This window comes from Halegenticoccus soli (genome assembly GCF_002844195.1).
Taxonomy (GTDB): domain Archaea; phylum Halobacteriota; class Halobacteria; order Halobacteriales; family Haloferacaceae; genus Halegenticoccus; species Halegenticoccus soli.
Window position 1 is genome coordinate 925970 of record NZ_PEND01000001.1, and the last position, 9794, is coordinate 935763.

The window sequence follows — 9794 nt, forward strand, 5'->3', positions numbered from 1 at the left end:
TGAACGTCAAATTCGGCGGACGTTCACGACGACGTGACAATCGCCAGCATCGGCCCGGAGCCGCACCACAGCCTGCAAGTGCTTCCGCTGCCGAACGGAGGTATGAGCGAGTCCGGTACGCGCGGCGGCGTCGCGCGACTCTCGAAGGTCGTCCTGTCGGTTCTGCTCGGGTTCGTGCTGATCGGATCGGCGTTCCAGCTCCGGGCCGAGGGCGTCGCGGCCCTCCCCGAAGTCGCCGCGAGCGTCTACGTGGCCGCCGTCGTGGCCTACGGCGTCCTCCGCGACGCGATGGACACGTCGCGCTTTCGGATCGCGCTGTACGCCGGCGTCGTCGCGTGGGCGGCGGTCAACCTCGCCGGCGGGGCGACGGACGTCGTGACCTACGCGCTTTTCGCCGTCGGCGCGCTGCTCCTGGCGCGCGAACTCACCTTCGGGGGGTAATCGATCGATAGGCCCGATCGACGCGCCCGACCGATACGCTCATTCCCGCGGTCGCCCAACGGCGGGGTATGCGCGTCAGAGACTGGCGGGACATCCTCGACGAGGTCGCCGAGGGGACGTCGGCTCCCGAGGACTGGCGGGCGGTCGCCGGTCGCCGGCGGGAGGGCGTCGGCGAGGACCTCGTTCTCGGTCACCCCCGAGACGGGGTCTACCTCCTCAAGACGTACGCGAAAAACCCCTACGACGTGCGGGGGGTCGGCACGCGCGTCGCCCGGAGAGTCGACGAGGACCTCGATCCCCTGCTGCCGGGTCGCGACGACGACGGCGGCCGCTTCGCCGTTCGGACCCCGCCCGAGGACGAGGACGACGCCGAGCGGATGGCGAAGCGGCTCGAAGAGACCGTCAGGGTCCACGCGGAGGCGCCCACGACGCCCGACGACTTCTTCACGGACCTCATGGAGGCCGTCGAGAGCCCCGCCTTCGGCCCGATGGAGTACGACGGGACCGATCGGCCCGACCGGCTGGACGAGCTGTCGGACGCGTTCGAGGAGGCCGAGCGCCTGCTGAACGCGGAACTCGACGACCTCATCGCGGACGACGGGGTCGACCGCGGCTTCCAGTGACGGGCCGTCCCCCGGCGGGGAGCGTTCAAATGGGCGGGACACGTGCGTGACGATATGAGCGCGGAGGCGACCGTTCGGAAATACTACGAGGCGCTCCGACGAGGGGAGCCGCTGCACCCGTTCTTCCTCGATCGCCCGGACGTGGTGAAGTTCGGAATCGGCGAACGGCTGGCCGGCTACGACGAGATCCGGGCGGGGCTCCGGGAACAGACGCGCACCACCGACGGGTGGGTCGTCGAGAGCCGGCGGCTCCGCGTCGGGGAGCGCGGCGACCACGCCTGGTTCAGCGACGACGTTCGGATGGCGTGGACGGACGCCGCCGCCGACCGCGAGCGCGACTTCGAGACGCGGTGGAGCGGAACGCTCGAACGGCGCGGCGACGGGTGGGCGTTCGCCGGAATGCACGTGAGCGTCGCCCGGTCGACCGACGGAGCGCGCGGAGGCGACGGCGACTGATGGTCGGACCGAGCCTGACCGACGAGGAACGCCGGCTGGCCAACAGCCGCCTCAAAGCCGGTTTCGTCGCGCTCGTCGGCCTTTCGAGCGGACTGGTCGCCCTCCAGGTCGAACCGTCGCTCCCGCAGCTCGCCGCGGCCGTCGTCGGTGGACTGCTCGTCGGCTGGCTGCTCGTCTGGTACCTCTCGCGGAGCTTCCGGCGCGCCGAACGCTGACCGGGCCGCTCAGGCGACCCGCGCGAGCCACCGCTCGGGGTGGTCGAGTTCGACGTTCGTCGGCAGGTTCTCGGGGCGCTCCCACACCTTGCTCGCGGCGGCGACGCCGCGGGCGTCGGCAACCGCCTCGAAGAACGCCGCGCCGCGCTCGTACTGGCGGCGCTTCAGCCCGAGGCCGAGCACGCGCCGGACGAGCTGGGCGAGCGGGCCGCCGCCGCGGCGGCGCTCGTCGAGCTTCCGCCGCAGGTCGGCGTAGTCGTCGTCGAACGCGCGGTCCATGAGCAGCTCCGCGTAGCCCTCGACGGCGGTCATCGCCGTGTCCAGCTCGCGGAACGCCTCGCGGTCGAGGCTCCCCTCGGCGAGGGCGTCGACGCCCTCCTCCATGCGGGCTTCGAGGTACCCGGAGAGCCAGGGCGCCGCGCCGAACTCCGCGGCGTGCGACACCTCGTGGAAGGCGATCCAGCGGCGGAAGCGCGGGTAGTCCACGTCGAGCGAGTCGGCGACCTTGCGGATGTTCGGCCGGACGAAGTAGAGCCCGTGGTCTTCGTCCCCCTCGGCGAGGAGCAGCGGGTCGTACTGTCCGAGCACGTTGTTGCCGAGAAACGAGAGCATGAACGCCATCGTCCCGGTGTTGACGACGCGAGCGACGCCGGGAAGGACCCCGGCGCCGCGGCGCTCGATGGGGCGCATCACCCGCTCGAAGGTGCGGATGTTCGCGTCTATCCAGTGGTGGCGGTTCTGCACCTCGATGGCGTCCGGGAGATCGAACTCGACCGCGGCGACCGCGCGGAGCCGGGTTCGCGCGTCGCGGACGTCGGTGGCGTAGCCCGCCCGCTCCTCCGGGGAGAGGTCGAGGCTCCCCGGGTCGGTGGCCGCCTTGGCCGCCTCCGCGACCGCGTCCCAGTCGACCACGCCGGTTCCCGACGCCTCGGTTACCGCGCGGACGCTGCGATAGAGGTTCATACCCCTACCTCCGGGATCGCCGACCAAAACGCTTGTGCGGTCGCCGGGAGAGCCCCGCGGGACTCACTTCATTTCGAGGGAGCCCGCTCGGACGAAACCGCCGTGCGTCGGCCTCACACGGCATGACGGCTTTGAAAGCGCTTTTATGGAGGGCACAACTACACCATCGTACACCCTGCCCGGGGTTGATGATACTCCTCGCCGTCAGGGAACGACCATCGGCGGGGCAGTCGAGCCCGCGAGCAGGAGAGGTGAACAACCATGCCAGTCTACGTCAACTTCGAAGTCCCAGCCGACCTCCAGGAACGCGCCATCGAGGCGCTCGAGGTCGCCCGAGACACAGGTAGCGTAAAGAAAGGAACCAACGAGACGACGAAGGCCGTCGAGCGCGGCAACGCCGAGCTCGTCTTCATCGCCGAGGACGTCCAGCCCGAGGAGATCGTGATGCACCTCCCCGAGCTGGCCGACGAGAAGGGGATCCCCTTCATCTACGTCGAGACGCAGGACGACATCGGCCACGCCGCCGGCCTCGAGGTCGGCAGCGCCGCCGCGGCCATCGTCGACGCCGGCGAGGCGTCCGACGACGTCGAGGACATCGGGCAGAAGCTCGAGGACCTGCAGTAAGCGACCATGAGCGCAGAGGAGAACGCCAGCGACTCGACGCCCGCCGAGGTCATCGAGATCGTTGGCAAGACAGGGATGCATGGCGAGGCCATGCAGGTCAAGTGCCGAATCCGCGAGGGCTCGAACAAGGGCCGAATCATCACGCGGAACGTGCTGGGTCCCGTGCGCGAGGGCGACGTCCTCCAGCTCCGGGAGACCCAGCGCGACGCCGACTCCATCGGAGGCCAATAATGCCACAGACGCGAGAATGTGACTACTGCGGCGCGGACATCGAGCCCGGCACGGGCACGATGTTCGTCCGAACCGACGGCACCGTCATCCACTACTGCTCGTCGAAGTGCGAGAAGAACGCGGCGCTCGGCCGCGAGTCCCGCGACCTGGAGTGGACCGAAGCGGGCGGCGGCGCGGGCCGGGAGAGCGAACGATGAGTCACCACGACGAGCGAACCTTCGTGATGGTCAAGCCGGACGGCGTCCAGCGCGGCCTCATCGGGGAGATCGTCTCGAGGTTCGAAGCGCGCGGCCTGAAGCTGGTCGGCGCGAAGTTCGTGCAGATCGACGAGGGACTGGCCCACGAACACTACGGCGAACACGAGGGCAAGCCCTTCTTCGAGGGTCTCGTGGACTTCATCACGTCCGGGCCGGTGTTCGCGATGGTCTGGGAGGGGCAGGACGCGACCCGTCAGATCCGAAAGATGATGGGCGAGACCGACCCGGCCGAGTCCGCCCCCGGCACCATCCGCGGCGACTTCGGCCTCGACCTCGGTCGCAACGTCATCCACGGCTCCGACCACGAGGACGAGGGCGCGAACGAGCGCGAAATCGACCTGTTCTTCGACGAGGACGAACTCCTCGACTACGAGCGCGTCGACGAGGTCTGGCTCTACGAGGAGTCGGAGCACTAGGCGCGGCTTTTCGTCGCCGACCGGCCGCTTTCTGCGATTCCGCTCCGGTAGCCGTCCGCCCGATCCCGTCGGCCGGCGCGAGGCGGATCGGTCCGCCGACCGACCGGTCCGCCTCGACGACAGTCAACGCCGGCGCGGAAAACAGCTATGCCCGTCAGGGCGGAGGCTACCGATACGAGTGGCACACAGGAAGACCGAAGCCGGAGCGGGTTCGTTCGAACGCGGGCGAGACGGGGGCGCGATCGGGGGGCGAGTACGGACGTGAGCGAACTCGTCCTGATCGCGGCGCTGTTCGTCGGCCTGGTCGTCCTCGCGCTGTTCGCGTCCGTCGCCGCCGTGGCGACCGTCACGGTCGCGCTCGTTCGGGCGACCGGCGTCGTGGGGTTCTTCCCGGGCGACCCGCCCGCCGGCCACCGGAGCCTCGACGAGGTGGAAGCGCGGCTGCGGACGCTCGAACTGGAGCGGTACATCGACGCGGGCGTCGTCTGCGACGTCGTCCCGGAACGGCGCAGATCCGCCGGCGAGCTGTTCGCCCGTCGCGGTCCCGCCGTCGACGGGGTCAGGGTCGACGTGGCGGTGCCGACCGCCGAACGGACCGTGACGGACGTCTGGTTTCCCATCCCCGAGCGGCTCACCGGCCAGTCGGCGCTGGAGCGCTTCCTGAACCGGCACCGCGTCCCGTACGACGACCTCACCGAACTCGTCGGCACCGAGTTGCCGGTGCGGAAAACGGCGACCGGCGAGTGGCGGGTCGTCCTGGACGACGGCCGACCGCGAGGCTCGGACGCCGGGGAGCTGTTCCGGAGAAACGTGCGGTGGCTCCTCGAGAACCGCCGCTGAGGCCCGTTCGATCGCCGCGATCGGCGAACTCCGATCGGCGAATCCGCGGCCGGCGAACGCCGGTCGCCGATCCGCGGTCGTCGGTTGGAGCGGCCGTCCGGCGCGGCGGTCGTCGTCCCGGCCGCCGGGGATTCCATTGACACGTAGAGGCAAACCGATCAGTCGTGTGCGGCAAACACTCATAATTTCCTATTTTATTAGGTGAAAAATATTTCCCGGTCACCTCGCAACGGCCGAACGTCACATGGCCCACGAGGGATCGACTGACGCGGAACCGGGCGGCACGCGGCGCGACGTTCTCAGGGCGGCGGGGGCCGCGTCGCTCTGTGGGGCGGTCGCGACGCTCCTCGCCGACGGGGCGATGGCCGAGGAGGTCGCCCCCGAACCGACGAGCCGATCGAAACCGTTCGCGGCGGACGGGACCGACGACGACGGGACGACCTTCTCGCACTCGGTGGCGAGCGGGGATCCGACGCCGAGCGGAGTCGTCCTCTGGACGCGCGTCCACCCCGAGGCGTACGATCCGGACGTCCCGCTCGGCGTCGAGGTCGCGGCCGACGAGGAGTTCACCGAGGTCGCGTACCGCGGCGTGGTCGAGCCGAGCGCGATCGACCCGGCCGACGACTACGCCGTGAAGGCGGAACTCGACGGCGAGCTCCCGGCCGACTCCCGGCTGTACTACCGGTTCGTCTACGACGGCGTCCGGAGCCGGGTCGGCCGCTGCCGGACCCTGCCGGAGCCGACCGACAGCCCCGAGAAGCTCTCGCTCGCGGTCGTCACGTGCCAGGACTTCCGGAACGGGTACTACGGCGCGTTCGCCCGCGTCGCGGACGAGGAGGTCGACTTCCTCGTCCACCTCGGCGACCTCATCTACGAGTACGCCGGCGAATCCGAGTACGTCGGCCGCGACGTAGCGCTGCCGAGCGGGAAGTCGGTGGCCCACGGGCTGGAGGACTTCCGGTACCTCCACCGCCGGTACCGGAGCGACCGACACCTCCGACGGGCGCTCGAACGGCACACGCTCGTGGCGATCTGGGACGACCACGAGATCGTCAACAACCGCTACTGGGACTACGAGGAGGACCGGCCGTACGCCGGTCCGGGCGACCACCCGCGCAACGACGAACCGGAGTTCATGCGCCGGCTGCACGCCGAGGGCATCAAGGCGTGGTGGGAGTACGTTCCCGCCCGCGTCGGCTACGACCCCGACGCCGACCACCTGCTCGACGCGTTCGAACTCCGGCGGACGCTCCGCTTCGGCGACCTCGCGGACTTGGTTCTCACCGACGAGCGGCTCTTCCGGTCGGACCCCGGCGGCGACGTGCTCGGAGAGACCGGCCGCGCCGATCCCGGCGAGCGCGACGACGCGGACCGGACGATGCTCGGGAGCGAGCAGCGCCAGTGGTTCGTGAACGAGAGCGTCGGCTCGGAGGCGACCTGGACCGTGTGGGCCAACGAGGTGCTCAACGCGGCGCTGAAGGCCGGTACCTCGGAGGCGACGTTCTACCTGAATCACGACGCCTGGGACGGCTTCGAACACGAGCGTCGGCACATCATGGGCGAGCTCGACCGCAACGGCGTCGAGAACTTCGTCGTCCTCACGGGCGACATGCACAGCTACGTCGCCGGCTACCTCCAGCACGACTACGAGACGCTCGCGCCCCTCCAGGAGCGCCTGGGCGTCGAGTTCATGACGCCCGCCGTCACGAGCGCCAATCTCAAGGAGGTGCTCGGCCTCCCCGGCGGCCGCGCCGAGGAGGAGGCGATCGAGGCGACCGTCAGATCGCAGAACCCCCACGTCGAGTTCTTCAACAGCCACCGCTGGGGCTACTCGGTGGTCGAGTTCACCCCCGACGACTGCACCTACCGCGCGTACAGCGTGGACAAGTCGGTCGACGCGGCGGACGCGCCGAGGGAGCTCCTGAGAGTCCTTCGCGTCCCTTCGGGGGAGTACGAGATCCACGACGAGACGGACGATCCGCTATGAACGCCGCGCGAGACGACGCTTCAAACGAACCATGATCGACGAGCCAACCGAGACGGAGACCGAACCGGCCGACGAGAAGACGGAAGCGGACGTCGAAACGATCGAAACGGAAGCCGAAACGGGCGACGAGACAGCCGGGACGGGAACCGAACCGGCCGAGACGGAGGTCGAGCCGACCGAGACGGAAACCGAATCGACCGGCGGGGCGACGCGCCGGTCGAGCAGGCGGACGTTCCTGAAGGGTGCGGGCGTCGCAGGCGTCGCGGCCGCCGGCGTCGGACCCGGACTCGTCGGCCGGGTGACGGCCGATGAGAACGACCCGGAGCCGGCGTACAGCCCGAAGATCACGGCGCTGAAGTACCCGCTGACGGGCGTGCCGAGCGTCGTTCCCGGCGGCGAGACGGTCCGGATCGAACTCGACCTCGACGCGCCGCCCGCCGGACTGCGCGCCTGGCTCGAACCGACGTTCGGCGAGGCGAGGCCGGCGACCGCGCTCGAACTCGTCGGAACCGGAGTCGACGACAGCGCGATCTGGGACGGTGAAACGCACGTGGTCGCGGAGTTCCGGATCCCCGGCGTCGGCGGCGATCTGGTCCCCGACGTGCACGACCTCCACGTCGCCTGGGACGGCGGGAGCGACGCCCAGCCTCGCGCGGTCAGCGTGGTCGAGTCGTACCCGGAAACCCCGAAGATCGCCGTGCTCGCCGACCCGCAGGTCGGCGACCCCCGACCGCTGAAGGACGGGTTGGAGGAGTCCCTGGAGGACGGCTCCGCCGAGCCGTTCCGCTACCGGGCGACCGAGACGTTCGGCGTCGGCGCGGAGAAGAAGCGCTGGGCGGCGTTCCGGCGGGCCGCGTCGGAGATCAACGCCGTCGACCCCGACGTCGTCCTCTTCGCCGGCGACTTCGTCTACGGGCAGGATCTGCCTGGCAAGTACCTCGCGGAGTACGAGGCGGCGTACGAGATCCTGAACCTCGTCCGCGCGCCGACGTACGCGACCCTCGGCAACCACGACGGCTACGTCCAGAGCGGGATCGACGGCAAGGAGCTCTACGAGGACTACTTCGCCCCGCGGTACTACGCCGTGGACGTCACCCCCGATCTGCACCTCGCGAGCCTCGACACCTTCGACTGGCCGGCCGCCGACCGCCTGTACGCCTCCGTCGCCGGGAACACGTGGGGCGGACAGGTCCGCGACGACCAGCTGCGCTGGCTCGAAGCGGACCTTCGGAGGGCGGCCGAACGGAACCCCGACGCGACGCTCGTCACCCTCGGTCACCACGATCCCTCGTGGATCTTCACCCCGCAGGTGACGGACGCCCTCGCGGACGGGGAGGAGCCGCAAAACCAGGCCTGGGCCGGGGAGAACCGCCTCGAACTCCGGGATCTCCTGGCGGACGCGGGCGTCGCGGTTCACTTCGCCGGCCACTTCCACGGCGATCGGGTCGCCCGCTACCACGAGGGCAACGTCGCCGAAACGCCCGGACGCGGCGACTTCCCGCCGGCCGAACTCCACTACGTCCGGCGGGACGACACCCTGGACGAGTCGCGGTCGCAGGACGAACTCGCCGAGATCATCCGCGAACCGAGCCACGGGACGCTGTTCGTCGAGACGACGACCTGCGGGTCGACCACCCGCGGCGGCTACTGGGGGTGGCGGCTGATGGAGTTCGAGACCGAACGCGGCGGCGTCGACCCGGCGATCATGGGGTACCCGGCGACCGAGGAGTTCCTGAGGGAGCACGCGCTCGACCCGGACAGTCTCAACCCCGACCACGCCGACCTCGGGCTGTTCTCCTACCCCTCGTACTTCGTCCGCGCCGAGCGGGTCGAGGAGACGGAGACGCGGACGAAGCTGTACGTCGAAAACGGCCTCGACGTTCCGATCGACGGCAGCGCGATCCAGTCGCTCGCGGCCTCTTCGGACCTGTACGTCGAAAACGCCACCCTCGACTGGCGCCGGATCGACGGCGGCGAGCAGGACGCCCAGCTCGGGTTCGGGGTCGACGCCCACTACTACACGACGCTCGTAGCGACGACCTCGAACGCCGACGCGCTCCGCGCGGCGGGGAGCAGGACGGACGACGGCTCGGCCTTCACCGGCGGGCAGACCGACCGCGTCGACCTGCGAGTCTCGGCGAGCGAGCCGGTCGCGCTCCGGGACACCGTTCCGATCGAGTGGGGGGTCTCCGAGGCGCACGGCGACGTCGCGCGCGTCGAGGCGGACGAGGCGCGCGGCGTGCGGTACGTCTACTTCGACGGGGACGCCGCGACCGACCGCGCGGTGACGTACTTCGCCGACGCGCCGGACGAGCCGACGGAAACCGGCGTCTACGAGTTCGGCCCGATCGAGGTTCGGGCGGCGGACGAGGACTACTGGGTCCGCGTCCCGGACACGACGGAGACGAACGCGGTGGTCGGACGGGAGACCTGATCGATCCGACGGCTGTGCTCTCGCCGCGAGTGTCGCCGACACTTCCGGAAATTCCGGCCGCTATGTGAGGTATTGTCAAATTTTGCCGACCAAGGGAACCCATGAGCGATGCCGAGACGCCCGACGCCGACGCGCACGATCACCACGACCACGATCACCACCACGAGGGGCCCGGCTACGCGACGCCGCAGGCGGCGATAGAGGAGTCCGAACCCGAGAAGGTCGCCTACGTGATGGGGCTGTACGTAGGAACGGACGCGGACGCGCCGGACTTCCTGGCGGTCGTCGACGTCGATCCCGACTCGGA

At 70.0% G+C, this 9794-nt stretch carries 13 protein-coding genes; 12 read left to right on the top strand and 1 reads right to left on the bottom strand.

Annotated features, from left to right (window positions below):
• Nucleotides 1-102: 102 nt before the first annotated feature.
• From CNO20_RS04795 to CNO20_RS04810, 4 genes are all read left to right on the top strand, one after another.
• The gene (locus tag CNO20_RS04795; protein ID WP_101294945.1) at nt 103-441 is read left to right on the top strand and encodes a hypothetical protein; all 339 of its coding nucleotides are present in this window, start codon (nt 103-105) and stop codon (nt 439-441) included.
• 68 nt (nt 442-509) lie between these two features.
• Nucleotides 510-1064: a hypothetical protein gene (locus CNO20_RS04800; protein ID WP_101294946.1), complete on the top strand. Its 555-nt coding sequence runs from the start codon at nt 510-512 to the stop codon at nt 1062-1064.
• A gap of 54 nt (nt 1065-1118) precedes the next feature.
• Complete coding sequence (locus CNO20_RS04805; RefSeq protein ID WP_101294947.1) at nt 1119-1520, top strand: AtzH-like domain-containing protein; 402 nt, start codon at nt 1119-1121, stop codon at nt 1518-1520.
• Complete coding sequence (locus CNO20_RS04810; protein WP_101294948.1) at nt 1520-1735, top strand: hypothetical protein; 216 nt, start codon at nt 1520-1522, stop codon at nt 1733-1735. The genes CNO20_RS04805 and CNO20_RS04810 overlap by 1 nt, the downstream gene beginning before the upstream one ends.
• A gap of 9 nt (nt 1736-1744) precedes the next feature.
• Here CNO20_RS04810 and CNO20_RS04815 read toward each other — a convergent pair whose 3' ends face one another.
• Nucleotides 1745-2698 (bottom strand): zinc-dependent metalloprotease, encoded by a 954-nt coding sequence (locus CNO20_RS04815; RefSeq protein ID WP_101294949.1) that lies wholly within the window; start codon nt 2696-2698, stop codon nt 1745-1747.
• Between the two features lie 261 nt (nt 2699-2959).
• Here CNO20_RS04815 and rpl7ae point away from each other — a divergent pair, with 261 nt between their 5' ends.
• The 8 genes from rpl7ae to CNO20_RS04855 form a co-directional block, all read left to right on the top strand.
• Entirely contained in the window at nt 2960-3322 is a 363-nt protein-coding gene (rpl7ae, locus tag CNO20_RS04820; protein WP_101294950.1) for a 50S ribosomal protein L7Ae, read from the top strand.
• Between the two features lie 6 nt (nt 3323-3328).
• Nucleotides 3329-3553, top strand: a complete 225-nt coding sequence (locus CNO20_RS04825) for a 30S ribosomal protein S28e (protein ID WP_101294951.1) — start codon at nt 3329-3331, stop codon at nt 3551-3553.
• On the top strand, nt 3553-3750 hold the full coding sequence (locus CNO20_RS04830) for a 50S ribosomal protein L24e (RefSeq protein ID WP_101294952.1): 198 nt from the start codon (nt 3553-3555) through the stop codon (nt 3748-3750). Before CNO20_RS04825 ends, CNO20_RS04830 begins: the two co-directional genes overlap by 1 nt.
• Complete coding sequence (ndk, locus tag CNO20_RS04835; protein WP_101294953.1) at nt 3747-4226, top strand: nucleoside-diphosphate kinase; 480 nt, start codon at nt 3747-3749, stop codon at nt 4224-4226. Before CNO20_RS04830 ends, ndk begins: the two co-directional genes overlap by 4 nt.
• A gap of 261 nt (nt 4227-4487) precedes the next feature.
• Entirely contained in the window at nt 4488-5066 is a 579-nt protein-coding gene (locus tag CNO20_RS04840) for a hypothetical protein (RefSeq protein ID WP_101294954.1), read from the top strand.
• A gap of 244 nt (nt 5067-5310) precedes the next feature.
• Nucleotides 5311-7053: an alkaline phosphatase D family protein gene (locus CNO20_RS04845; protein WP_101294955.1), complete on the top strand. Its 1743-nt coding sequence runs from the start codon at nt 5311-5313 to the stop codon at nt 7051-7053.
• 31 nt (nt 7054-7084) lie between these two features.
• Nucleotides 7085-9487, top strand: coding sequence for a metallophosphoesterase family protein (locus CNO20_RS04850; RefSeq protein WP_101294956.1), 2403 nt, complete (start codon nt 7085-7087; stop codon nt 9485-9487).
• Between the two features lie 101 nt (nt 9488-9588).
• On the top strand, nt 9589-9794 hold a 206-nt coding region (locus tag CNO20_RS04855; protein ID WP_233203905.1), incomplete at its 3' end, for a selenium-binding protein SBP56-related protein.

Bases quoted from the DNA above. Each gene is read 5' to 3' on its own strand.
- CNO20_RS04795 (WP_101294945.1), top strand. From the start codon at position 103: ATGAGCGAGTCCGGTACGCGCGGCGGCGTCGCGCGACTCTCGAAGGTC.
- CNO20_RS04800 (WP_101294946.1), top strand. From the start codon at position 510: ATGCGCGTCAGAGACTGGCGGGACATCCTCGACGAGGTCGCCGAGGGG.
- CNO20_RS04805 (WP_101294947.1), top strand. From the start codon at position 1,119: ATGAGCGCGGAGGCGACCGTTCGGAAATACTACGAGGCGCTCCGACGA.
- CNO20_RS04810 (WP_101294948.1), top strand. From the start codon at position 1,520: ATGGTCGGACCGAGCCTGACCGACGAGGAACGCCGGCTGGCCAACAGC.
- CNO20_RS04815 (WP_101294949.1), bottom strand. From the start codon at position 2,698: ATGAACCTCTATCGCAGCGTCCGCGCGGTAACCGAGGCGTCGGGAACC.
- rpl7ae (WP_101294950.1), top strand. From the start codon at position 2,960: ATGCCAGTCTACGTCAACTTCGAAGTCCCAGCCGACCTCCAGGAACGC.
- CNO20_RS04825 (WP_101294951.1), top strand. From the start codon at position 3,329: ATGAGCGCAGAGGAGAACGCCAGCGACTCGACGCCCGCCGAGGTCATC.
- CNO20_RS04830 (WP_101294952.1), top strand. From the start codon at position 3,553: ATGCCACAGACGCGAGAATGTGACTACTGCGGCGCGGACATCGAGCCC.
- ndk (WP_101294953.1), top strand. From the start codon at position 3,747: ATGAGTCACCACGACGAGCGAACCTTCGTGATGGTCAAGCCGGACGGC.
- CNO20_RS04845 (WP_101294955.1), top strand. From the start codon at position 5,311: ATGGCCCACGAGGGATCGACTGACGCGGAACCGGGCGGCACGCGGCGC.
- CNO20_RS04850 (WP_101294956.1), top strand. From the start codon at position 7,085: ATGATCGACGAGCCAACCGAGACGGAGACCGAACCGGCCGACGAGAAG.